This window comes from Pseudoflavonifractor phocaeensis, assembly GCF_016901955.1.
In the GTDB taxonomy this organism is placed as follows: Bacteria; Bacillota; Clostridia; order Oscillospirales; family Oscillospiraceae; genus Flavonifractor; species Flavonifractor phocaeensis_A.
The window spans coordinates 1-24,012 of record NZ_JACJLC010000020.1; the positions used below are offsets into that span (position 1 = coordinate 1).

At 54.8% G+C, this 24,012-nt stretch carries 21 protein-coding genes and 1 pseudogene; 2 read left to right on the forward strand and 20 right to left on the reverse strand.

The annotated features are described in order from the left end of the window. Positions 1 to 104 precede the first annotated feature (104 nt). Both H6B51_RS06485 and H6B51_RS06490 read left to right on the forward strand, forming a co-directional pair. Positions 105 to 1,118 (forward strand): annotated as a pseudogene (locus H6B51_RS06485) (relaxase family protein); the annotation flags it as partial. 1 nt (position 1,119) lies between these two features. Continuing rightward, positions 1,120 to 1,371 carry a hypothetical protein gene (locus H6B51_RS06490; RefSeq protein WP_177645541.1) on the forward strand — a complete coding sequence of 84 codons (252 nt, stop codon included), beginning with the start codon at positions 1,120 to 1,122 and terminating at the stop codon, positions 1,369 to 1,371. Between the two features lie 153 nt (positions 1,372 to 1,524). On the opposite strand, the gene H6B51_RS06495 is transcribed toward H6B51_RS06490, so the two are convergent. The 20 genes from H6B51_RS06495 to H6B51_RS06590 all read right to left on the reverse strand — a co-directional run bounded on the left by H6B51_RS06495 (position 1,525) and on the right by H6B51_RS06590 (position 23,816). Next, entirely contained in the window at positions 1,525 to 1,911 is a 387-nt protein-coding gene (locus H6B51_RS06495; RefSeq protein WP_204882910.1) for a cysteine-rich VLP domain-containing protein, read from the reverse strand. Beyond that, positions 1,908 to 2,114 carry a transposon-transfer assisting family protein gene (locus H6B51_RS06500; RefSeq protein ID WP_204882911.1) on the reverse strand — a complete coding sequence of 69 codons (207 nt, stop codon included), beginning with the start codon at positions 2,112 to 2,114 and terminating at the stop codon, positions 1,908 to 1,910. Before H6B51_RS06500 ends, H6B51_RS06495 begins: the two co-directional genes overlap by 4 nt. Positions 2,115 to 2,116: 2 nt before the next feature. Continuing rightward, positions 2,117 to 5,848, reverse strand: a complete 3,732-nt coding sequence (locus tag H6B51_RS06505) for a YodL domain-containing protein (protein WP_204882912.1) — start codon at positions 5,846 to 5,848, stop codon at positions 2,117 to 2,119. A gap of 118 nt (positions 5,849 to 5,966) precedes the next feature. Then, on the reverse strand, positions 5,967 to 8,084 hold the full coding sequence (locus H6B51_RS06510; protein ID WP_204882913.1) for a DNA topoisomerase 3: 2,118 nt from the start codon (positions 8,082 to 8,084) through the stop codon (positions 5,967 to 5,969). After that, positions 8,081 to 8,800 (reverse strand): DUF4366 domain-containing protein, encoded by a 720-nt coding sequence (locus H6B51_RS06515; protein WP_087150710.1) that lies wholly within the window; start codon positions 8,798 to 8,800, stop codon positions 8,081 to 8,083. The genes H6B51_RS06510 and H6B51_RS06515 overlap by 4 nt, the downstream gene beginning before the upstream one ends. Then, the gene (locus H6B51_RS06520; protein WP_204712962.1) at positions 8,790 to 9,053 is read right to left on the reverse strand and encodes a DUF4315 family protein; all 264 of its coding nucleotides are present in this window, start codon (positions 9,051 to 9,053) and stop codon (positions 8,790 to 8,792) included. Before H6B51_RS06520 ends, H6B51_RS06515 begins: the two co-directional genes overlap by 11 nt. 27 nt (positions 9,054 to 9,080) lie before the next feature. Then, on the reverse strand, positions 9,081 to 11,081 hold the full coding sequence (locus H6B51_RS06525; protein ID WP_204882945.1) for a CHAP domain-containing protein: 2,001 nt from the start codon (positions 11,079 to 11,081) through the stop codon (positions 9,081 to 9,083). Positions 11,082 to 11,119: 38 nt separating this feature from the next. Further along, complete coding sequence (locus tag H6B51_RS06530) at positions 11,120 to 12,070, reverse strand: DNA-methyltransferase (RefSeq protein WP_204882914.1); 951 nt, start codon at positions 12,068 to 12,070, stop codon at positions 11,120 to 11,122. Further along, positions 12,067 to 14,547 (reverse strand): VirB4-like conjugal transfer ATPase, CD1110 family, encoded by a 2,481-nt coding sequence (locus tag H6B51_RS06535; RefSeq protein ID WP_418055059.1) that lies wholly within the window; start codon positions 14,545 to 14,547, stop codon positions 12,067 to 12,069. The genes H6B51_RS06530 and H6B51_RS06535 overlap by 4 nt, the downstream gene beginning before the upstream one ends. Beyond that, positions 14,444 to 14,851, reverse strand: coding sequence for a PrgI family protein (locus H6B51_RS06540; RefSeq protein ID WP_177940446.1), 408 nt, complete (start codon positions 14,849 to 14,851; stop codon positions 14,444 to 14,446). Before H6B51_RS06540 ends, H6B51_RS06535 begins: the two co-directional genes overlap by 104 nt. 14 nt (positions 14,852 to 14,865) lie before the next feature. Beyond that, on the reverse strand, positions 14,866 to 15,402 hold the full coding sequence (locus H6B51_RS06545; protein WP_204882916.1) for an MT-A70 family methyltransferase: 537 nt from the start codon (positions 15,400 to 15,402) through the stop codon (positions 14,866 to 14,868). A gap of 11 nt (positions 15,403 to 15,413) precedes the next feature. Further along, on the reverse strand, positions 15,414 to 16,283 hold the full coding sequence (locus tag H6B51_RS06550; RefSeq protein WP_009270786.1) for a VirB6/TrbL-like conjugal transfer protein, CD1112 family: 870 nt from the start codon (positions 16,281 to 16,283) through the stop codon (positions 15,414 to 15,416). A 16-nt stretch (positions 16,284 to 16,299) separates the two neighbouring features. After that, complete coding sequence (locus tag H6B51_RS06555) at positions 16,300 to 16,515, reverse strand: Maff2 family mobile element protein (RefSeq protein ID WP_009270787.1); 216 nt, start codon at positions 16,513 to 16,515, stop codon at positions 16,300 to 16,302. A 187-nt stretch (positions 16,516 to 16,702) separates the two neighbouring features. Further along, the gene (locus tag H6B51_RS06560) at positions 16,703 to 18,469 is read right to left on the reverse strand and encodes a VirD4-like conjugal transfer protein, CD1115 family (protein WP_204882917.1); all 1,767 of its coding nucleotides are present in this window, start codon (positions 18,467 to 18,469) and stop codon (positions 16,703 to 16,705) included. Continuing rightward, complete coding sequence (locus tag H6B51_RS06565; protein ID WP_204882918.1) at positions 18,466 to 18,942, reverse strand: PcfB family protein; 477 nt, start codon at positions 18,940 to 18,942, stop codon at positions 18,466 to 18,468. The genes H6B51_RS06560 and H6B51_RS06565 overlap by 4 nt, the downstream gene beginning before the upstream one ends. 85 nt (positions 18,943 to 19,027) lie before the next feature. Next, positions 19,028 to 19,240: a DUF5348 domain-containing protein gene (locus H6B51_RS06570; protein ID WP_009270790.1), complete on the reverse strand. Its 213-nt coding sequence runs from the start codon at positions 19,238 to 19,240 to the stop codon at positions 19,028 to 19,030. Positions 19,241 to 19,259: 19 nt separating this feature from the next. Beyond that, positions 19,260 to 20,246, reverse strand: coding sequence for a DUF6017 domain-containing protein (locus H6B51_RS06575; protein ID WP_204882919.1), 987 nt, complete (start codon positions 20,244 to 20,246; stop codon positions 19,260 to 19,262). A gap of 373 nt (positions 20,247 to 20,619) precedes the next feature. Then, positions 20,620 to 21,978: a 23S rRNA (uracil(1939)-C(5))-methyltransferase RlmD gene (gene rlmD, locus H6B51_RS06580; protein WP_204882920.1), complete on the reverse strand. Its 1,359-nt coding sequence runs from the start codon at positions 21,976 to 21,978 to the stop codon at positions 20,620 to 20,622. Continuing rightward, the gene (locus H6B51_RS06585; protein WP_204882921.1) at positions 21,965 to 22,756 is read right to left on the reverse strand and encodes a polysaccharide deacetylase family protein; all 792 of its coding nucleotides are present in this window, start codon (positions 22,754 to 22,756) and stop codon (positions 21,965 to 21,967) included. Before H6B51_RS06585 ends, rlmD begins: the two co-directional genes overlap by 14 nt. A 127-nt stretch (positions 22,757 to 22,883) precedes the next feature. Then, positions 22,884 to 23,816 carry an AEC family transporter gene (locus tag H6B51_RS06590; protein WP_204882922.1) on the reverse strand — a complete coding sequence of 311 codons (933 nt, stop codon included), beginning with the start codon at positions 23,814 to 23,816 and terminating at the stop codon, positions 22,884 to 22,886. Positions 23,817 to 24,012 lie beyond the last annotated feature (196 nt).

Genomic DNA, 24,012 nt, shown 5'->3' on the forward strand with positions numbered 1-24,012 from the left:
CGAGCAGTAACAGAGCCGTATACTCTGAGAGGGGTACGTACGGTTCCCGGAGAGGGTGGCGCAAACCTACCACAGCAATGTGACAAGGCGGTGCTTCCCTACTCCACCACATCATTTTTTGCGCGGTCAACTTTGTAGATCACCACAAGTACGTTTCCAATAAGCGCACCTATTATGGCATACGCAACATCAGCGACAGGCTGTGCCGAGAAAACGGCTTGTCGGTGGTCGTGCCGGAGAAAGGCAGCAAGGGAAAAAATTATGCTGCGTACCACAAGGAGAAATCCGCAAAGGCAAAATTGAAGATTGCCGTTGATACCCTAATCCCGCAAGTAAACAGCTTCGAGGAATTGCTATCCCGTCTGCAAGGGTTGGGCTATGAGATAAAGCGCGGAAAATATGTGTCCTGCCTTGTGCCGGGGCAGGAACGGTTTACCCGCTTAAAGACTATCGGCGCAGATTACACCGAGGACGCAATCAAGGAACGGATAAAGGGCAAGCGTACCCGCGCTGCAAAAGTCCCGCAAGCAGATCGGGGTGTGTCGCTGCTCATTGACATTGAAAACAGTATCAAAGCGGCGCAGAGCCAGGGCTATGAACAATGGGCGAAAATCCATAATCTGAAACAGGCAGCAAAGACGTATAACTTCCTCACAACACACGGGATTGAACAGTACGGGGATTTGACCGCCAAGATTGCAGAAGTCCAGACGGCAAGCGGACAGGCAGCAAAAGTATTAAAGGACGTGGAAACAAGGCTTTCCGATATGGCGGTGCTTATCAAGAACATTACCACCTATCAAAAGACAAAGCCCTCCTACGACGCTTACCGCAAGGCAAAGGATAAGGGCAGCTACCGGGCAGCCCATGAGCGCGATATAATCCTGCATGAAGCGGCAGTAAAGGCAATCAAGGGGGCGGGCATTTCCAAACTTCCCGATATTGCCGCGCTGCAAACAGAGTACGCCAAGCTGCAAGAGCGTAAAGAAGCCCTATACGCCGACTATGGCAAGCTGAAAAAACAGGTTAAGGAATACGACGTTATCAAGCGGAATGTTGACAGCATTTTGCGGCAGCCAAAAGAGCCGGAACAGGAGAAAGGAAAGGAACGGGAATAAAATGAAAATCGTTGATATTACGGCGTGTATCAGAGTAACAAAAGAAAATGATATGTACGGCATGGAAAGCTATATTGATATTGGGAGCAAAGTAAAAATCACATTTACGGACGGGAAAACCCTTGTAGGATATGTGCAGCGTATTGACTATGGACGCTACATCAGAGAAACTGACTTGCTTGTCTTAAAGACAGAGGACAATACTTTTATCGGCGCAATGCCATATTACATAGCGGATATAGAAGTTTTATAAAACAGAAAAAGCCGGGACGCGGCAGCCGATAGTGTGGCCACCGCGCCCCGGTTTTCTATGGGTGCAGGAAAAGGCGTTACGCAGTAGAACGTCATTTTTGAGGGAAAAGGTATAAAGCCCTTGCCCTATGGAAAAGCGGCTATCAGAGCCGCGCTATACAAGGCTTTTTGCGCCCCTATCGCGTAACAGGGAGCGCATTTTTCGCATACGCTCGGCGGCTTGTCTGCGGGTGATCCGCTTGCGGCACTCCGGGCAGTATTTGACGCTGTTTGAGCTGGACGCAAAGGACGCGCCGCACTCGATACAACGTCTTTTGTCCTCGGTGTTCATCAGCTCCGCATACAGGAGCTTGTCGGCGGGAAGTACCGCGACGCGAAACCATTTGCAAAGCAGCGAATAGGAAATGAGCTGCGGGCAAACGCACTCGTCCCCGTCGTCCAGCAAAAGGCATTTACCGTCTACGCAGTTGCAACACTCCCGTTTTACAAGGGCACCCACTTTCCGGCTTTGCGGCGGCGTCAGCCGCTTTACCGCACTCATGCTTCATCGGCGGCATAGACGGCAAGCCCCGCGTATTCTTCATCGGTCAAAGCGTCCACTTTGGAAATGGTGCGCTTTGCAAGCTCCCGCATATCCGCGTCCATATCGGGCAGCGCGGCGGTCATGTTCTCCATAAGCTGCGCCTTGCCGCCCTCGTGGTAAATACTCATAAGGTTTGTTTCTTCAACGGTAAACTGTACCATACTCATACCTCCAATTCGTGATTTTTCGTCTTTACGGTCTTTTTCTGCGCCGCCCGTTCCTTTTCGGCTCGAAGCTGCGCCCGGATAGAGGGCTTTTCCTGCTTTGCGCTGCCGCGCTCTTTCTCCGCCTTGATTGCGGCGGCATAGTCCGCAAGAGAGATCGGCTCGCCAGCCTTTGCCTTTTGCTCCAGCTCTCCGGCGGTGGGCGTCTGCGGCGTATTATTGATAAGCCCGTCAAAAGCGTTGTCGTTCTGCTCTACGGTGTCCTCGATGTGCTTTAAGGGGTTGACCTTTTCCGGCTGTTCGGCGGGAATAGCAAAAGCCCGCGTCCCATTCCCCATAATTAGATACTTGCCGTCCTCGGATTGATGATGAAGCCCGTACCCGGCAACTTCCATTTGCTCGCGGCTCATGGCGGTTACATAGAAAGTCCCCCTCGGCGTTTTCACGGTTTCGCCCGTTTCCAGCTCGTCGGGGGTAAGCTGCCGTCCCTGCTCCTTGAAAAACTCCGGTACTTCCCGATAGCCGATACTGTCTACATAATGAGCGGCGTCCCTGCCGTCCCGATGAAGCACCACAATATCGGAAACGGAAAGGCTATGTCCCTTGAAGTCGGCGGGGTGGTCGATATTAAAACGGGTGTAAATATCTTCAAGGGAAGTGTCCGGCGCAAGGGGCGCGGTATAGATCAGCTCATAATTTGCCCGATCTACGGCGTGTCCCGTCGCTTGCAGACGGTCGTAAGGCTCAAAGCGCAAGTCCCTTGTTTCGTCCCCGCGCTTTAACTGATAAATGGAAAAGGTGTCTTTATCCTGTCCGGCTTCCTGCGCCTTTGCGTAAAGCTCTTTCACTTCGCCCTGCGTCAGCTCTCCGGCGTTGAGCTGCGCCATCAGCTCGCGGCACTTCTCCGGCGTACCGATATACAGTACGTCCCCGATCTGCGCTTTCCCGTCCTCCTGCGGGATATATGCCTGTAAGAAGCAAAGGTTTTCCCGGCTGTCGCTGCGCGGGTTTGTGTGTACCTTGTAAATCGGCTCCGGCGCGGGTGCCTCCTGTGAAGCCGACTTTTGCTGCCGGATATGCGCCCGTAAAAGCTCCGAGGGCTTTTCCCCGGAAAGGGGCAAAATGGCTTTGATGTAGTCTGCGGAACGGTATGCGTTATCGGTAAGCTGCCGTTGCCATGCTTCGGCTTTGGGCGACCACCGAAAACCGTTTGACTTTAATTCTTCCCGCGTGGCGGCGTCCGGCTTTTCTTCAAAGAGGATTTGCAGACGGTTTGCTTCGGCGTTGGCTTCTACCTTGCCGCCCTCAAATTCCCAGCCGACATAGCCGATTTCCCGTTGCTGCGAAAGGGATTTGATACGCTCTTTCACACGCCGGATTTCCGCGCTGTTGTTGGATAACGCCCATGTCGGATAGGGCTTATCCTCGATATGCCACTGGCTCGCCATATCCGCTTTCATTTTCTCGATACTCTCCGCCGATAAATGGGGGCAGCCGTCAAGAGTTTTATGCTTGCGGTAATAGGCGTTTACCGCTTTCATGGTTTCCTGCGCTTTCTCCAAGCCCGCAAGTTTCTTTTCCAGCTTTTGAACCGCCTGCGGGTCGTCCGCGCTGATACCGCCCATGCAGGTACTGCGGATTTTATCGAGTAAGCCTTGAATGTCCTGCCACTCCCGGTAATTGGTATCGCGGGCGGCGTTCTGCTTTTCCTTTTTACGGACGGGGAAATTAGAGCCGCCCGCAATCAGAATAGAGGGAACGCGGGCGTCGATCTCAAAGCCCTTGTTCATATTCGCCGCAAGTTTCCGGGCGTAGGTATCAAGCAGACTGTCGATTTTCTCATGGTACATCGGGTCTACCCGCGCTTTCTGCCGCTCGGCAAGCTGTACGGCTTCCTCGACATAGCTGCGGTATTCTGCCGTTGCGCTACCGGGCTTGTAGTCGGAATAGCTGTTCATTTCCTTTGCGCGGCGGGCGGCAGCTTCGTTGATCGGATAGTATTTCACGGCGGGCGGCTCCGCTTCCTGTGGGGCGGTTTCCGGCGGCGTCGCCTGTTCCGTCTGCTCCTGTGCGGGCTGCGGCTCCGGCGTGATAGGCTGCGCTTCCTGTTCCTGTACGGCGGCTTTCTCTTGCTGGATTTCAGCAAAATGCCCGTCAATGGTTTCAATCAGCTTTGCGGCGGTGCTGCGGATTGTTTCAAGAGAGCCTTTCAACTCCGAAAGCTCCTTGCCGCTGCTCCACCCGGCGACATATCCGAAAGAATAGTCGGACGTGTCAAGCCCGTAGTGCTGGCAGACGGCGTAAGCGACGCTTTCCGCCTGTACCTCGCGGGTACGGCGGTCGGGGCGCGTAGGGTCGTCCGGGGCGGTGTCGTGCATAGTCGCATGGGATATTTCGTGAATTGCCGTTTTAATGTTCTGTAATTCACTCATGCCCTCATGGATTGCAATACGGTTTTCTTCATAATAACAACGTCCTTTTGCGCCGCCGTCCAGCGTTTCAAAAGCAATGGCAAAGGGGGAAGTCCGTTCAAGGGCTGCGAAAAAGTCCCGGTACTGCTCCACATCACCCGTCAGCTCGGAAACAGAGAGGTTTGGCAGCTCCTTTCCCTCGGTCTGCGATACGTCAAAGACAGATACCACCTTGTAGGCGGGTATGGTAATTTCCTGCGTTTCCATGACAGGCTTCCCGTCCGCGCCGATCACGGGCATTTTCGTGTCCGGGTCGATTTTCTCCCGTTCCTTTTTGACTTTGTACGGGGCGGGGGCAAGTATCTTGATTGCCTTTTCTCCGGGCTTCACATGGCGGTCAAACTCCTTTTCCCATTGACGGTAGCCCTTTACCAAATTGCCGCCCTGCATGGCAATCAAGAGGGTGTTGTTCAAGCTGTAATTGTGAAACTTTGACATGGTACGCAAATACTCCGCGTACCGCTCGCTTTCAAACACGCCCATAATGCCCTGTTCCAGACGGTCGGTAATCTCTTTCATCTTGTCGGCGGGGTTGTCCGCCGTAAGGATAAGGGGGATAACCGGGCGCGGCTCGGCGGCGGGCGGCATGGTAGCCGCCGCGTCAAAGTCTGTACGTTCTGTTTCGCCGCGCTCCGGCTGCGGGTAGCTCATAATGCGGTATTCTTTGGGTATGTCGCTTTCGCGCCCGTTGTACCACTCGGAAAAGGTGTTCTTGTTGTTATAGATATAGCCCTGTTCGGTAAATCTGCCCCCGTCGTTGATAGCGGCGTCCCGTCCGTATTCCTCATACATGAAATACCGCTTTGCTTCTTCCGGCAGCTCCAATTCGTCCAGCTCGTCGATCAGATAGTAGCCGTAATCTTCTTCGCTTTGGACGGTGGGATAAATCCAATAGCAGTCAAGGTTTTGTGCAAGGTTGATAAGGTCTTTGAGATTTCCGGCATACTCGCCCAGCGTAACCGCCGCCGCAAACTTCGCTTTATCCTCGTCGCCCTGCATTTCAAGCAGCTTTCCAAGATAATTCAGCTCGTCTATGCTGCCGCTTTGGATAACGGAAAGCGGCACGTCAAAGGGGCATTGTTCGGTATTTGCAAAGCCGCCCACAAATAAATCCTGCGGGTTTTCTGCGGTAACGCCAATATTCCTCATAGCGTCGTGAAGCTGCTCCGTTGTGGCTGGCATAGGCAGCCACGCGCCGTCCGTCTGTCCGGCTTCAAGGCGGCTATGGTTTCCAAGTAAGATAGAAAATTGTTCGCTCATTCGGTCGCTCCTTTCGTTTCAGATTTTCAAGAGGGTTTGGGACACTTCCCAACAAGCAAAATCCCCGCAATCGTCGGCAGACGAAAACGGGGATTTTTACGGAAAGGGTACCCCTTTCCTATGCTTGCTGCGTAACTTCTCTGTCCCTCTGGATTGCAATTCGGTAGTTGACGTACTTCCCGCCCGTATCGGCTAACAGGATAGTACCGTCGTAGGTTTTCCCCGTTTTCGGGGAGTACAGCTTTTTGACTTTTGCTTTCCCGTCTTTCAAGAGGGCGGCGGCAATCTTCGGGGAAAAGGTTACTTTCCGTTCCTCAAAAAATCGGTCATTCTTCCACATGGTAAAGGCGCAATCCTTGTTCGCGCAGTAGTAGTTTTTTCTGCCCTCGTAAATGTCCGCGCCGCAACGGGGGCATTTGCCGATCACCGGCTTTTCCTCTTTGAAACGCTCCTTTTCCTTGTCGGAAAGGAAAGGATAGGTGCTTACCAGCTCCCGCGTCATGGTTTCAATGCCCGTCATAAAGCTGTCCGGGTCGGCGTTGCCCTTTGCAATCTGCGTCAGATTGTTTTCCCAATCGGCGGTAAGCTGCGGGGAAGTAAGCACCTCCGGCAGGACGCAGACAAGCTCAATCCCGCTTTTGGTCGGAATGAGCTGCTTTCCCTTGCGCTCCACAAAGCCGCCCTTTACCAGCTTTTCAATGATAGCGGCGCGGGTGGCGGGCGTCCCAAGCCCCCGGCGTTCCGCGTCCGGGTCGGTTTCCTCATTCCCGGCGCGTTCCATAGCAGAGAGCAGCGACGCTTCGTTATGGGGCTTCGGCGGCGTCGTGAAATGCTCCGTAACCGCCGCTTGCGGGTTGTCAAAAGTCTGCCCCTCGGCAAAAGGCGGTACGTCCAGCGAAAGGGCGTTTTCCTCGTCGTCCTCGGTGTCAGCTTTCTTTTTCAGCGTCGCCATAAAGCGGCGTTCCAAGCCTTTCCACCCTGCGGCAAGCACCGTCTTTCCCTGTGCGGTAAAAATCTGCCCCGCGCAGGAGAAAACCGCCGTAACCGCTTCAAAGATATGCGGTTCGGCGCAAGCCATTAAAAGGCGCGCCCCTGCAAGGGTAAGGATATTGCGCTCGCTTTCCGGCAGTGCGGCAAGGTCGGCTTTTGCAAGCTCCATTGTAGGGATAATCGCGTGGTGGTCGGACACCTTTTTGCTGTCCAGCAGACGGGAGATTTCCGGCGTGAAGTCTGCGCCCTGCATAAAGGGCAGCTTTCCGGCAAGCAGGGCGGCGATCTGCGCCGCCGTACCGCCCATGTCGTCGGTAAGATAGCTGCTGTCCGTTCTTGGATAGGTAAGCAGCTTCTTTTCGTACAGGGCTTGCGCCAAATCAAGGGTTTGTTTTGCGGTATATCCGTAAATGCGGTTTGCTTCCCGCTGCAAGCTGGTAAGGTCAAAGAGTTTCGGCGGGGCAACGGTTTTCTCCTCGCGGGTAACGGAAGTACAAACCGCCTGTGCCGCTTCGCAAGCGGCTTTCAAATTCCCCGCTTCTTCTGCGGCGTGGATCTTCGCGCTTGCGGCTTCCACGCCGGAGAGGGATAGGCACACATGGTAGTATTTTTCTTTCTTAAAGGTGGTAATGGCGGCGTCCCGGTCTACAAGCATTTTAAGCGTCGGGGTCTGGACGCGCCCCACATTCAGCGTCTTTCCATACAGGCAGGAAAACAGGCGGGTCATATTGATACCGATAATCCAATCGGCTTTTGCCCTGCAAAGGGCAGAGGAATAAAGGGGGTCGTACTCTTTCCCGTCCTTGAGGGACGCAAAGCCCGCCTTGATTGCGCTTTCTTCCATAGAGGAAATCCAAAGGCGGCGCATGGGCTTTTTGCAGCCCGCCACATCATAGACAAAACGGAAAATGAGTTCTCCCTCGCGCCCTGCGTCGCAAGCGTTGACGACTTCGGAAACGTCGGCGCGGTGCATGAGGTCTTTTAGGATTTTGAATTGCTTTCCCTTGTCGCTGGCAACAGCGTACTGCCATTCCTGCGGCAGAATGGGTAAGCTGTCATAGCTCCATTTTTTGTACTGCTCGCCATAGGCGGCAGCTTCCGCAAGCTGTACCAAATGCCCCACGCACCAGGAAACAAGGCAGCCGTTTCCTGCGATATACCCGTCCTTCTTCTCCTTTGCGCCCAGCGCGGCGGCAATCGTCGCCGCCACGCTCGGCTTTTCAGCTATGATAAGTGTTTCACTCATACGGTTTCGTCCTCCTGTTCGTCGGCTGCTGCGCCGTCGGGCAGCTCGCCGTCCGCTTCCTCGTCCTCGTCGTAATCGTCAAAATCGTATTCATCGAGATTGTCATTTCCCTTTGCCGCGTCCTTTTTCGGCTTTAAGACTTTGAAATAATAGAACGCTGCGCCGCCACCTCCGGCAAGGATAAGGACGATCAGCAGAATACCGCCGATGTTACCCTGCGTTTCTTCTTCCGGCTGTTCGGGTTCCTCCGGCTCGGCTTCCTTGCCCGTACAGTCGCCCAGATTGACAGAGCAGACGGGGCAAGCGGTATTGACGGCTCCGGCTTCGCATTTATCCGTACAGTTGCAGACGGCGGGCGTTTCTTCCGTCTGCCCGTCCTCGTCCTCCATAAGAGCCATAAGGTCGGCTTCGTCTACTTGATTGAGGAAATGGACGGTGTTTTCGCCCTCGTCGTCCCGGTCGATGATGATATAGAAATAGTTGCCGCTTTTGGTGGTAACGGTAATGAGCTGCTTATTGCCGCCGTAGTCGTCCACAAGGGTAGCGTTCCCGTCCGGGGTAAGGGGCGGCGTGTCCTCGGTTTCTTCCACGACAACGCCCGTATCGTTGGTGGCGTCGTTCTCCGGCGTCTGTGCAAAGGCGGTAACAGAAAAGCCGCCCATAAGCATAAGGGCGGCACAAAGCGCGGTCAAAGTCCTTTTGATTTTATTCTTCATTCGCTGCGTCCTCCTGTTCTTCGGCGTAACCGTCTGCGGGGAGAGCCGCCATACCGGGGATTGTGTCGCCGGACAGCATGGCGGTAAGCTCCTGCGGGGTAAGGCGCATAGCCCGCACAAGCTGGACGATTTGCAGGTTTTCCGCTTCGGTTTTCTGCGCGGTAAGCTCTTTGAGCTTGTTCTGATACTCGGTGATCTTCTCGCGGGTCTTTTGGATTTCCCGGTCAAGACGTTCAATTTTGTTCATAGCCATAGATAAAATTCTCCTTTCTTCGGTGGGTCAGTCCCAATTCATCAGCCCGTATCCTTTGATACATTCATAGGTAAGGGCATAGCTCTTGATTTTACAGGCGTCGCCGGAATTTCCCTCGACGGTATAAACGCGGCTTCCGTCTGTGCCGATCACAATGCCTACATGGTCTGCGCTGCCGTCTAAATCCCAATCGAAAAAGATAGCGTCGCCGGGGGCGATATTCTCATAATCCCTCGCGCCCCATTGTCCCCGCGATTGAAACCACGGGACGCCCTGCGATTGACAGCCGGAAAAGCGCGGCTCGCTTGCGCCCGCCTGATTGTAGCACCAGCTCACGAAACAGGCGCACCACTCCACGCGGGAATTGAAGCCGTACCAGCTCCAATAGGGATAGCCGCCCACATTCCCGACTTGCTGCTTTGCAAGGTCTACAAGGGCGGTGTTTCCGGGGCGGGTACCGTTTACGAACTGTACCCCGCTTATGTCCTCGGACGGGCTTCCGTCGGGAGAACCGCCGCCGAAAATAAGCGGCTTGTTGCCGCTCGTTTCCATATAGACGCGGAACATTTCAAGCTGCTCGTCGTTCAACAGCTCCGGCGCAAGGGACGTGATCGGGCGGGTTTCCAGCTTGACGTTGAGGATATAGTAGTTATACGGTACCTCTACGGTGTAGCTGTTGCCCTCGCTGTCCGTCCTCGTTTCGGTGCGGTAGCGTACCTCCACTTCCTCGGTCAGCGTGAGGGTGTATTGCATATCAAAGATACGCTCGATTTCTGCCTGTGCGCTCTGCGGGGTGTAGCTTTGCAAAAGGGCAGTCAGATAGGACGCTAATTCGTGCGGGTTATGCCCGATAGCGTCAAGGTCGTAGCGGTATTCATCGTAGCCGGGGTGGGTGTTTTCGATGTTGTCAATCTCGGCTTGCAGCTCGTTTTCCATAGCGGCGTAGTTGTTTTCCACCGCCACAAGGTCGCTGTCCTCCGACGTGTAGGAAGTCCCCACAACGCCGTTGACCGCGCCGGAAAACATAGAGGAACAAGAGGACAGCCCCGCAAAAATGATGATGAACAAAAGCAGCGCGGCAATCGCAATCAGTACGCCTACCGGGTGCCTTGCCACAAAGAGCGCGGCTTTCCTTGTTTCCTCGGCGGTTTTCTTTGCCGCCTTGCGGGTGCTTTCCGCCGCTTTTTTCGCGGTGGCTGCGCCGCCTTTCCTTGCCGCTTTTGCATATTCCCGCTTGATTTTCTGCTTCTGCATGAAACGGGAAAGGGGGTTGCTGCGAAGCTGCGGGTTATCGTGCAGGGCTTTGTGATAGTAAAAGTTGGCGTTTGCCTTTGCCGCCGCTTTTTCCGCTTGCGCCGCCTTGCGGTAAGGTTTCAGCTTGTGGCTGCGGTAGCCCTCTTTGACCTTTCGGACACCGTATTTCCCCATGCGCTCGGCGGCTTCCTCGGATTTGTGCGCTCCCTCAACGCCGGAATTGTCTTTCTCCACGGAATGTATCTTGTTGTGGACGAAAATCCCGGCTTCCTGCGCGGGGCGGGATAAGGGATTGCGCTTGCCCTCGAAGCTCGGCGGCGTTTCCTGCTTGTCAAATTGCAGCCGCGATTTCTTCTTTGGGGGAAGTGCCGCCCGCGCTGCGTCCAGACGGTCGGCGGCTTTGTCCGATTTCTTGATGTACTTTTCCAGCTCCGGCGTTGCCCGTTCCTCGTCGGTAAATTGCAGACGGGACGGCTGCGCCTTTGACGCTGCCGCTTCCTGCGCCCGCCGGACAGCCTTTTTCGACGCTTTCCGGGTCTGCCCCGCGCCGATATGCTCCATGACGCGCTCGGCGGCTGCGTCCTGCGGTTTTGAAAAATGCTCCGGCGCGTGGGGCAAGGGAGAGGACGGGGAAACCGCCCCTTGAAGCTGCGCCGCGTCCTGTGCGGCTTGCTGCTCCGGCGTTTTCTGAAAATCCACGTCCTGTACGCGCTTGCTGATAAGCTCGCTTTCGCCCGTAGACTGGTTTTGCTCGGTCAGCCCGTCGCGGCTCATTTTCTGCGTGATTTTGTCGCGGGGCTTCATCGGGTCTTTCAAGTGCTTTCACCTCCAATCCGCGCCCTCGCAAGGGCGCAATACTCAATGTTAATCTCAATGCCGATATAATGGCGGTCAAGGTCTTTTGCCGCTTTGCCCGTAGTACCGCTTCCAAAGAATGGGTCTATCACAATGCCGCCTTTCGGACAGCCCGCCAAAATACAGGTTTCCGCTAACTTCGGCGGGAACGCGGCAAAATGCCCGCCCTTGTAAGGGACGGTGTTAATCAGCCATATATCCCGCTTGTTCCGCATGGTGGGGATCAGCGCGTCGTCGTAGTAGCCGCCTTTCCTCGCTTTGTTGATTCCCTGCACTTTACCCTGTCCGGGGACTTCCTCGGCGTATTTGTGTCCGGCTGCGCGTCCCTGCCTGTACCGCGCCGCCGTCGTGGGGGCTATCGGCTCGGCTATGGCGGCAGCGTCATAGAAATACTGCTTTGACTTTGCAAGCAGGAAAATGTGTTCATAGCAACGGCTCGGACGGTCTTTGCAGCTTTCGGGCATGGGGTTTTCTTTCTGCCAAATGATGTCGCTGCGTAAATACCACCCGTCCGCTCGCAGGGCAAACGCCAATAGCCACGGAATACCGATTAAATCCTTTTGCTTGCAGTTTGGGGCGCGGCGGTTAAGGGAAAGGCTCTGCCCGTTCCTGCCCTTTGGATTTTTCGGGTCTGCGTAGCCGCCTTTGCTGCCGGTGCCGCAGTAGGTGTCTGCGATATTCAGCCAAAAGGTGCCGTCCGGGCGCAATACCCGTTTCAGCTCATGGAATACGGCGACAAGCCGATCAATGTACTGCTCCGGCGTGTCCTCGCGCCCGATCTGCGCGTCAAGCCCGTAGTCCCGCAGGGCATAATAGGGCGGGCTGGTAACGCAACAATGGACGCTTTCATCGGGCAGCTCCCGCAGGGCGCAGAGGGCGTCCCTGTTGATGATTACGTCCGTTTTCATGCGTCGCCCACTTCCTCCGGCTTCGTCGTCATTACGCGGTAAAGCTCGGTATCTTTCGGGAACCGGTCGATAAAGGGCAGTACCACGTTGCCGTAGAAAATAAGCCCCTCGCCCGCTTCGGTATGGGTAACGTACTTCATCTGCTGCGGGGAAATGTTGAGCTGCTTTGCAAGGATAGCCCTGTCGCCCTGCGCCTGATTGAGCATGAGGACAAAATCGCTGTTTTCAAAGATGTTTTCCACTTCGCGGCTTGCCAAGAGGTCTTTGACGTTCTGCGTGATAGCGGTCGGTATGCCGCCCCATTTCCTAAACCGTTTCCAAATCTCGACGGAATAGGCTGCCGTCTGCTCCTCTTTCAAGAGCAAGTGAAACTCGTCCATGTAGTAGCGCGTCGCCTTTTTCTCTGCCCGGTTGACCGTTACGCGGTTCCATACCTGGTCTTGCACAATGAGCATACCTAACTTTTTGAGTTGCTTCCCAAGCTGCTTAATATCAAAGCAGACAAGGCGGTTTGAAAGCTCCACGTTGGTACGGTGGTTAAAGACGTTGAGTGAGCCGGAAACATACAGCTCCAACGCCGCCGCAATCCGCGCCGCTTCCGGCTCCGGCTGCTGCAAAAGCTCGTTGTAGAGGTCGCCCAAGACAGGCATTTTCGCCGGGTCGGGGTCGGCAAGGTACGGGCGGTACACGTTCCGTACAGCCCGGTCAATAACCGTCTTATCCACGGGCTGCAAGCCCTCCTTGCCGCCGATCACCAGCTCGCAGAGGGAAAGGATAAAGTCGGATTTCAGCGCAAGGGGGCTGTCGTCCTCGCTGTAATTGAGGTTAATATCCATAGGGTTGACGTACTGCGGCTTCCCGTCAATGCCCTTGCCCGTCGGGGAAAGCCGGATTACCTGTCCGCCCAAACGCTGCACAAGGGAGAAATACTCCGCTTCCGGGTCGCAGATGATAATATCGTCGTCCGTAATGAGGAAAGCGTTTGTCATTTCCCGCTTTGCCGCAAAGGATTTACCGCTTCCCGGCGTTCCCAAAATCAGCCCATTCGGGTTTTTAAGCTGCTTGCGGTCGCAAAGTATCATGTTGTTGCTTAAAGCGTTCAGCCCGTAATACAGGGCTTCCCCGGTCTGGAAAAGCTCCTGTGTGATAAAGGGGATAAAAATAGCGGTGCTGCTTGTCGTCAAGCCCCTTTGAATGGGGACGAGGTTTTCCCCGATAGGGACGCACGACAGCAAGCCCGCTTCCTGCTGGTAGTCAAGACGGGTCAAAGCGCAGTTGTATTTCTGCGCGATACCTGCCGCCGCGAACACGTCATTTTCCAACTTCCGCTTTGTGTCCGCCATGTTTGCCACAAGGAACGTAAGGAGAAACATTCGCTCATTCCGGCTCTGTAAATCCTGCAAGAGATTTTTCGCTTCGCTGCCAAAGGTGGCAAGGTCGGACGGAATAATATCCATGTCATAGCCGGAACGGACGGCTTTCTTCTGTTCCTCGATTTTCATTTTGTCAAGGTCTGTGATTTTCCGCTTAATCGTCTTAATGGCTTCGCTCTGGTCGATACTGCGGATATGGAGATTGACAATCACGCCCGTTTCAAGGTCGAGAATGTCCGACAAAATGCGGTCGTTCAGCTCCGGCGCAAGTATCTGTAAGAATGACACCGCGCCGATCTTGCGCCCCATACGGAACGTGCGCCCCTCGCCGAAACGGAACGACGGCGGGGCAATAAAGTCTTTGGTAGAAAGCCCCGACGGGGCAAGCCAAGCCCAGTCAAAGGAAAACGGCTCACCCTCCGGGTGGAACACCCCATGCAGCACTTTCAAGCGGTCATAGCCCGTCATGGGGCGGGCGGCTACGCCCAGCACCTTAAAATTGTTGAGTACGTCCGTTTCGATACGGGCAAGGCGGGCTTTTGCCGCCGCCAAGCTGTCCGCTTCAATGGAAAAGGTGATGTATTTGTGCTTCACAAGCCCGTTATTCCCTTTGGAAAGCTGGTTTTTGAGCATATCCGAATACTCGGCGCGAATGGAATTGAAAGCGTCGTCCTGCGCCGGAATGTCGATAGCTTTTTCCGCTTCGCCGCGCTGCGTCCCTTGATTGATGAAAGAGAGCTGCACCGAAACGGAAGCGTCAAAGTAATTCAGAAAGTCGCACCAATTTTCAAAGATAGCGGTCTTGTCGTCCGCCTGTGCAAGCTGATAGTTAATATCCTCAAACACAACGCTTTTGCTGTATTTCTTTTCCGTAATCCTGCAAATCCCGTCCGGGTACATCTGCAAGTAGGGAATGGTCTGCTGCGCGGTATGCGCTTTCCCGTCGCCCTTTGCCTGCCTTATAAGGGCGGCAATCTGTTTCTGTTCGGCGCGGGATAATTTACGCTTTGTTCCTGCGGCGGCTTCCCGCGCCTTTTGCGCCTGTGCCTTTGACAATAGCCGATACCTCCTTTTCAAGTTTTCGCTGTCGCTCCAAGACGGCATAGAAGTTTTCCGTCTGATAAGGGCGTTCCTTTGGACGGGTAAACTTTGTCTGAATGATGTTCTTTACCACGACTTCAAGGGGCTGCCCGTGTCGTTCATACATGGCAAAGAGGAAACAGGGCAGCATAACGACAATCATTGCCATAGCTGCAAGGGTCGTCCCCGCGCTGCCTTTGAGCAAAAAGAAAAGCGGCAATCCCACAAGGAGAGCCGCGCCCAGACAAACGATCTGCCGTTTCGTAAGGTTAAATGCTACTTTGGTTTTGATTTTGGATAGGTCTTTGGGTACGGTAACATACGCCAAGCGAATACCCCCTTTCACGAAAAAATATCGATGTGTTCTACTTCATTCCCCCATACGTCCCAACCGGGGGTACGCTGCCGCGCAAACAGTTCAATACGCGGGAGATCTCCCATAAGGGCGACAATCTTTTCCCGCGCTTCGTCCGGCTTCTTACTATGCTGTTCTATGGGGCTGATAATAAATTGATGTACTGCTGCGGATTTCCGTTTCGGGTGCCCTTTCGTTGCAAGCAGACAGATTTCCGCATTTCCCCGCGTCCAAAAGCCCAAGCCATAAAACCACGTCCGGGATTTTCGGTTGAGCTTCAACCAGACGAAAGCCACGCTTTTATAAGTAAACCCCCATGCCTTGATAAGCTCCAACGCTTCGTTTAGTTGCGGAAATGTAGCCCATAAAAACAAAATACAGTCTTGATCCGCAAGCTCTGAAACGGGTAAGGCGCACAACTCGTCAAGCTGCATTGTAGGATAATGCTTTTCTGCCGCCCCCTGTACTTTACTTCTTTCATATCGCCACGGCGGGTCAGCATAAATGATTTTATATTTTTTCACGCGCCACCTCCTTAATGGGCGTTGAATATGGATTTTGCAAGTGCGCCGGATTTGAACAGGGAGAAACAGAGGATTACCGTATAGGCTGCAAGGGAAAATATCGCGCTGTGCAGATTATCAGCTACCACCATTTCATTGACAAGGACGGCGTAAATGCCGACACATATCATAATGAGGAAACCTTGAAAACCGAGGGCAAACAGCCCTTTTAGGTAGTTGTTCCCGATCTGCCCCCATTCCCGGTTTGTCATAGTTGCGAATGGGATAGGCGAAACAGAGCAATACAGGTATATTTCTATCATTCTGCCGTAGAGGATAACCGTTATCAGCACCGACATGATTTTCATACATAGGCTGACAAGGCTTGTTTCCATAACGAGCAGGAGCAATTCGGGGATTTCCATAGCTTCCAGCCCGTCCTGCATGGACGCGAGGGCTTCGGCGGCGTCAATGGAAGTTTCGCCGCCGATCACCCCCGCCGCGCCGGAAACAACGTGCTGCGCCACGTCGAACACCGCCATTGTTATATCAAAGGTGTGCGTTACGAGGAATACCGCCACAAACGCTTTGAAAAACCATTTGAAAAACATAAAGGTGTCAACGTCGTGCATATTGTTTTTTTCCACTACCATGCTGATTAGCTCATAGCATAGGACATAGGTAATGACAAGCCCCGCAATCGGTACGACGACGTTTTCCGATAGCGTCTGTATCATGGAAAAGATATTCGCGTTCCAGCCTTGCGGGGTTTGCCCTACCTGCGTTGCGATTGTGCCTACTTTCTCGTTTACGTCCCCGAACATAGTTGACAGATTACCGTTGATGGCTCCGATCAGAATACCTTTTATCCATTCGTTAATCGCGTCAAGTATGCTCTGCATAGGCTACCTCCGCGGCTTATGAGAAAAGCCCGGAGAGAAGCGGAACCAACAGCATACCGACAAGGGCGACACCGCCGCCCGCCATGAGCTGCTTCATGCCCTGGCTTTTTGCGCCCGGATTATCATTTCCGTAGCCCTCAAGCAAGTTGATTACGCCCCAGATACCAAGTCCGGCACCGAGCGCGATAACGAGGGTCTGCAAAACGGTAACTGCCTGATTAAAAAATTCCATATAACCTCACTTTCTGCCGCGTTTTGCGGCGGTAAAAATATGTTTGTGTTGGATTTCGGGTAAAAAAATAGCGGTAGTCTTTTCGGCTACCGCATGGGGAAAGGGATATGCTGTTTACAGGTAGGGGCGCGTCCCCAATAGGGACAGGGATTTTTGCGTCTGATAAAAACCTCCTTTCTGCGCCGCCTTACAGGTCGGCGGCGTCTATGGCGTAGTAGTCAAATACTTCGTCCGGCTTGACGATTGCGGGGCGGCGTCGCAAGTGCTTTTCCATATCAAAGGCGTTTTTCTTGTCATAGTCGGAGAGGTATTTGTAGTTCGGGTGCTGCGTTATATCGTACTTGTCGGAAAAGAACGGGCGCACACCCCGTAGCTGCAAGATACATTTGCCGCCGTCCATGACGGCGATTTCGTCCTGCGTCATAAGCTCCTTGCCGAGCTTTTGGAAGTTCAGCCCGTGGGACAGCTCCCGTCCGCGTGTTTCCGAGGTATTGAAGCTGTCAATCGTTTCTTTCCCCAAGATTTCCGATATTTCTTTGAGGGTCGTTTTCTCCTTGCCGCCGAGGAAAAGCGTGGTGTCGCAGTTGCCGACTATGGTATCGGCGTTATCTTTGTAAATTGCCTTTAACTGCGATTGACTTTGCAGAATGATAGAAGCGGAAATTTCCCGGCTTCGTATGGTGGCGATCAGCTTTTCAAACTTCGGGATTTGTCCGATGTTCGCAAACTCGTCTAACAGACAGCGCACATGGACGGGCAGCCGCCCGCCGTACACATCATCTGCCTTGTCGCAAAGGAGATTGAAAAGCTGCGTGTAAAGGATTGATACGACAAAATTAAAGGTATCGTCGGTGTCGGAAATGATAACGAATAACGCCGTTTTGCGGTCGCCCAGCGTGTCAAGCTCCATTTCGTCGGTTTCCATGAGTTCCCGCAGTTCCCGTATGTCAAAGGGGGCAAGCCGCGCCCCGCAGGAAATGAGGATTGAGGAACGTGTTTTACCCGCCGAAAGCAGGAATTTCTTATACTGCCGGACAGCGAAATGTTCCGGGTCTTTTTCTTCCAGCCGTTCAAACATGAGGTCAACCGGGCTTTGAAACTCCGGGTCGTCCTCGCGGGCTTCGCTGGCGTTTATCATTTCAAGCAGCGTCGTAAAGTTCTTTTCCGCTTCCGGGGCTTCGTAGTAGATATAGCCAATCAGAGCGCAGTAAAAGAGCCGTTCCGATTTCACCCAAAAATCCTCGCCAGATTTTTCCCCGTCGCCTTTGGTGTTGGCGATAATGGTATTTACCAGCTTCAAAATGTCTTTCTCGCTGCGGATATACACAAAGGGGTTATATCGCATGGATTTCTTGAAGTTTATCGTATTCAGCACTTTTATCTTGTACCCGCCGCGCTGCAAGAGCTTTCCGCACTCGATTAAGACGGTGCCTTTCGGGTCGGTAACAACATAGCTGCTGTGCATTTGCATTAAGTTCGGCTTCACAAAAAACCTTGTCTTGCCGGAGCCGGAGCCGCCGATCACAAGGATATTTTTATTCCTTGCGTACTTCGGCTGCTTCGGGCGGCTGTTCATCGTCAGCCGTTCCGTCTGCGTGAGCAGCACATTGTTTTGAAAAACCGGGTCGATGTAGGGCTTTATATCTTCGGCTTTGCCCCAACGTGCAGAGCCGTATTCAATGCCTTTGCGGTATTTCTTCGCGTTCTTGCCCTTGATGTAGACGGCAAGCCGGACGATTACCGCGCCCGCAAGCCCGATCAACAGGTCGGCGGGGTGAACACTCGGAAAGGCATTTGAAAAAGCGGCGGAAAAACCGTCCCCGATAGACAGGAGCTTTGCGCTCATATCCGCGCCGGGGGCAAGACGCACCGCCTGTCCGACTTTATCAAAAAGATACACAAAGAGCAGATACGGGGCATTGAGGATAAGCAGTTTCTTGATTTTCGGCTTCATAGCTCAATCCCCCTGTCCTTGTGTTTTGTCTTTTGGCGGTTTGCGTTGAGCTGCTTTGCCGCTTCCTTAAAGGACGCTAACGCTTTGAGGATAGAGGGCTTTTGCTCCCGTGAGAGCTTCTTTGCGGAAAACTCCCTAAATGCTTCGGTCATCACGTCAATATCCTTGCCCCGAAAGGAAACAAGGTAGGTCGGCGGCTTGCCGTTCTCTATCCGCTTGACGTTATAATCAAGCCCGTTTTTCTTTGCGATAGCGTCAAAGGCTTTGATATTCGCGTCGGTGATCTCAATATTCGTTACCTTTTCGCCCGGTTTCATAAGCTGCCGCATAGAGATTTTCCCATGCGGGGCTTTGGAAAGCTGCTGCTTGCCTTTGGCTAAAACCGCTTTCATGGCTTTTTGCAGCACTTCGGCGGTCAGCTTTGAGGTCTTAATGGATAGGGCAACAACTTTCTCGTTTACTTCATCTTGCATTTACCGTCCTCCTTTCGATGATTTTTAGGGTGGTACGCCGCTTTGTGGCATAAAAACAGGGCGTCCGTTCTTCACGTCGCCCCGCTTAAATCCGCACCCGCAGACCGTTCAAGTCCTCGGCGCGGACACCCACAAGATACCAATTCTCCCCGTACTCAATGCGGGTCGGTTTCCATTTGCCGCCCGCGAACACCTCCATGCACTCGCCGCAATGCAAGCCGCCGTAGTAGTCGGCAAGGTCAAATCGAATGTCGTAACGGTCGGCGGTTTCATCAAAAATCAAAGCTCCCTGTTTCATAAAGCGTCCTCCTTTGGTTTTACAGGCTTTCGCCCTCGTTGCATGAGTAATAGTCCGGGTCGCCAAACTTCGGCTTTCTCGGCGCAAGTGCGCCGCTCGCCATATCGTGAGCGACAAGGGAAGTGTAATAGTTGCCGATAGTGGACGGGGCATTGAACAGCACCGCCCGTAAATACTGCTTGATGTTGCGGATTTTGGTTGTGTTCTCCCGCATACAGTCCAGGACAAAACGGATATGCTCGCTGTCCAGCTTCATAAACTTTGCCTTGACAAGCTCCGCCGGGTAGTCGTCCCCGGCAATACGGATTGTCTTTCTCCGGGTGCAGACCGTTTCCAGCATGAGATCGACGATTTCATCTAACCTGTCATAATCGTAGGGCATATTCTGTTTGAGAATGTCGTACTCGATATTGTCCTTGATGATTTCCTCGTAAATCTCAAATGCGCTCTGTGCTGCCGCTTCCTTTCGCTTCCATTCCTGCGGCTCTGCCGCGTCGTCCCCCAAAGGAGAGGGGTTAGGGGAAAGGATAGGAATGGAATGGGTATTTGATAAATCCGTATTTGATTTTTCTTTTTTTGGTAAGTCAGTTCTTTGTTCTTCTTTATTTATTTGCGTTGGATTATCCGACGTCGGGTTTTCCGTTGTCGGATTTTCCAATACCGGCTTATCCGTTGTTGGATTTTCCAATATCGGGTTTTCCAATGACGGGGGCTGCGGCTGCTCGTAAATGGTGTACTCGATTGCCGCCATTTTACCTTTTTCGTCGCGTCCCTGCCGCCTTGTGATATATCCGGCTTTTTCAAGCTCCCATACGGCGGTGCGGATCGCGTCGATACTTTCCCGGTTGATATGGGACAGTCCCGCAAGGGTGTAGTCCCAATCTTCCGGCAAGGACAACATCTGCGACAAAAGCCCCTTTGCCTTTAAGGAAAGCTCCTTGTTGCGTAGGTGGTGGTTGCTCATTACGGTGTAGCCCCTGCTTTTCTCCACGCGGAAAACTGCCATAGCTTCATCACTCCTTTGCTGTGGATTTGTTACGCAGTAGAACAGCGATTTTGAGGGTTTAGGGATAAAGCCCTTACCGCGTGAGAAACGCGCCCGCAAAGCCGCTTGTATCAAGGCTTTTTCTGCCCCTACTGCGTAACATAAGGGCATAAAAAAGTCGCAGACTGTTTCAAAATCTGCGGTTTCGCCTAAAAGAAAAGGACACCGCTTGCACGATGTCCTTTTCAGTCAACTATTTAGTTTTTTGTGTTCCCACACTCCATATCAATAACTACCGAAACCGTGATATAGTCCTCAATACGCTTATTGCGGAATTTATCACCCTCTGCGTCAAACACCACATGGCGGGAAAAGTGCCTAAATCTAAGGATTTCTACAAGGTTTCTCTTTGTAGCAACACTATTGTCTCGACGTGGACAGTGCGGGGGAACATATCCACCGCTACGGCGGTCTGGAGAGCATAGCCCCGCTCCGCGAACCGCTTCACGTCCCGGCCCAGGGTGGCCGGGTCGCAGGAGACATACACCACCTTCTCCGGGGCCATGGCGGCGATGGTGTCCACCACGTCCTCCGCCAGCCCCTTCCGGGGCGGGTCCACGCACACCACATCCGGCCGCAGGCCCTCCGCCGCCAGCCGGCGGGCGGCCTCCCCGGCGTCGGCGCACAGGAAGCGGACGTTGTTCACATGGTTCCGCCGGGCGTTTTCCACCGCGTCGTCCACCGCCTGGGGCACTACCTCAGCTCCCCACACCTGACGGGCCCCCCGGGCCATCACCAGGGAAATGGTGCCAATGCCGCAGTACAGATCCAGCACGGTCTCCTGTCCCGTCAGTCCCGCCAATTCATAGGCCTTGCTGTACAGCACCTCGGTCTGCCGGGGGTTCACCTGGTAGAAGGAGGGTACCGACAGCCGGAAGGCGTAACCGCACAGGGTGTCCTCCAGGTGGTCCGCCCCCCACAGGGTGCGGTAGGACTCCCCCAGGATCACATTGCTATGGCTCTGGTTCACCCCCAGCACCACCCCGGCCAGGCCAGGTTCGGCGGAGCGGAGGGCCTCCACCAGCTCGTGCTCCCGGGGCACGCCCACCCCGTTTACCAACAGGCAGCACAGGCTTCGGCCCTGCCGGTTGGTGCGGACATACACATGGCGCACCAGGCCGCTTTTCCGCTTTTCGTCATAAGCGGGAATGCGATAGGCAGTCATCCATGCCTTCACTCCCTCCCGCAGATTGGAGGCCGCCCGGCTCTGGAGCCGACAGTCGGCCACATCCACCACCTGGTGGGTGCGAAGGCGATAGAAGCCGATGGCGGGCCCGGGGGCCACCGGATACTGGGCCTTGTTGCGATAGCCCTGAGGCTGGTCGGCTCCCAGGATCTCCGTGACCCGGATGTCCGCGCCTCCCAGCCGGCGGAGGCAGTCCTCCACCCGGGTCCGCTTGGCCTCCAGCTCCTCGGCATAGGTCAGATGGCGGAACTGGCAGCCGCCGCACCGGCCAAAGTAAGGGCAGTCGGGCTGGATACGGGCAGGGGAGGGGGTCTCCACCGCCACCACCGTTCCCCACAGGGCGGAGCGACCCACATGGGTGAGACGCACCCGGCATCTTTCCCCCCGAACGCCTCCGGCCACAAAGACCACCATACCCTCCAGCCGGGCCACTCCGGCTCCGTCGCTGCCGTAGCCCTCAATGGTCAGGGAATAGGTCTGGCCCTGGGCAAATTTACTGGGCGGCATACATACTCACGTCCTTCAGCGCGGAATAGGGAATGGTCACCGACACGGGGGAGTGGAGGGCGGGCAGGGTGTTGCCCTGGATCCAGAACACATACCCCTCCTGGGTCAGGCAGAACTGCTCGGCCTGATAGACCTCCTCCACCTGCTCCTTGGTAAAGCTCCCCTCCATGATCTCGGCGCAGGTCAGGAAGGCCTCCACCACCCGGTCCTTCACCGTCTCGGCATCGGTGAAAAAGTCGGCGGCGGCCAGCTTGATACCGGTCTGGGGATCGAAGTTGTCTCCCAGGCGAAACACCGTGGGATAGGCCGCCCCGGTGCCGATGTACCACTCCCGGCTGATGCTGATGACCTGGTCGTTGTCCAGCAGCACCTCGTAGCTCATCTCATGGCTGGTGGGGGTAAAGGGCAGCTGGGTGGATTTGGAGGAGTCGTAGTCCCCCTCCGCTTCCGCCGCGCCACTGGCCGCCTCGGCCAGGCAGTTCTCGCCGTAGTCCTTGTACCAGGCGTTGATGGCCTCCCCGGCGGGGCAGGTATCGGTATTTTCCACCATGGGCAGGGTGTAGCGTACATCCATCACCATGGTACCGTCCTCCGCGTAATAGGTGTCGGCAAAGACCTGGCTGCTCCACTGGGGCGGCTCCGACGGGCTGGCGGAAAGGGCGGCCGTGGCGGTCTCCGGACTCTGGACCTGGGGAGAGGCCCCCGACGGACCGCCGGAGGAACAGGCAGCAAGCAAGACCAGAGCCAGGGCTCCGGACAGTATGGACAGTTTCTTCATGGGTACCTCCATTTTTTGGGCAGGGCAAAGCCCCGCCCCCGGTGGGATGGTCATCTCATTTTAACATTTCCCGCCGCCGCCGTAAATGGATATATGCATATTGTAAGTATTTTTAACCGTTTTGTTCTCAGGCGTTCCCGCTGAGCACCGCCGCCAGCACCGCGAAGCAGGGCAGGGTGAGCACCGAGCACAGGGTGGACAGGGTGACCAGCTGGGCGCTGCGGGTCACGTCCTGGCTGTACCGCTGGGCAAACATGGCGGTAATGCTGGCGGTAGGCACCGCCGCCAGGATCACCAGGGTGCAGTACAGGTCGGGCTCCGGATGGATGGGGTAGAGCAGCAGGGCGGTGAGCAGGGGCATGGCCACCAGCTTGAGGGCGGCGGCGCACAGGATACCCCTGTCCCGGAAGGTTGCCTTCCAGTCGGCCATAGCCATCTGGGCCCCAATGATCACCATGGCCAGGGGGGTGTTCATGCTGCCCAGGAAGCTCACCGCGTTGCCCACCATGGGGGGCAGGGTGACGCCGCACAGGAATAGGACCAGGCCGGTGAGCACCCCCAGGATGCCCGGATTGACCACCGCCTGTTTCAGGGAAACCTGCTCCTTTCCTCCCATCAGCAGCACTCCCTGGCTCCAGTTGAACAGGTTGAACACCATCAGGGTGATGATCCCAAAGATCATGGCATCGTCTCCCAGCACCATCTGCACCAGAGGGATGCCCATAAAGCCCACGTTGCCGTAGAGCACCCCGAACCGCAGGGCCTTGCCGGTGGCCTGGGGCTTGCGGGGGAACAGGGGAGCGGTGAGCAGGCAGTAGATCACATACAGCCCGAAGGCCAGAAGGGCGGCGTACCCCATGGCACCCAGCAGCTCCGGGGATCGCTCGATCTGCAGGGCGTCCACCAGCATACAGGGCAGCACCGCGTTGAGCAACAGGTTGGTCAGCTGGGGAATGCCCGCCCGATCCAGCTTGCCCCCCTTGGCCAGGAGAAAGCCCACCGCCATCATCAGAAAGACCGTTCCCACCTGGGAAGCTACCATCAGTAAATATTCCAACATGATACAGCTCTCTTTTCCACACAAAATCCAGCCTATTGTATCACCCTGGCCTGCCGGTGGCAAGGGGAGGGCAAAAATATGGGATCGTTGCAAAATAGAACACAGCTGTCATTCTGAGCCCCAAAGGGGCGAAGAATCTTTCTGTGATTGCCAAACTGGCAGGAAAGGTCCTTCGCTGACGCTCAGGATGACAAAA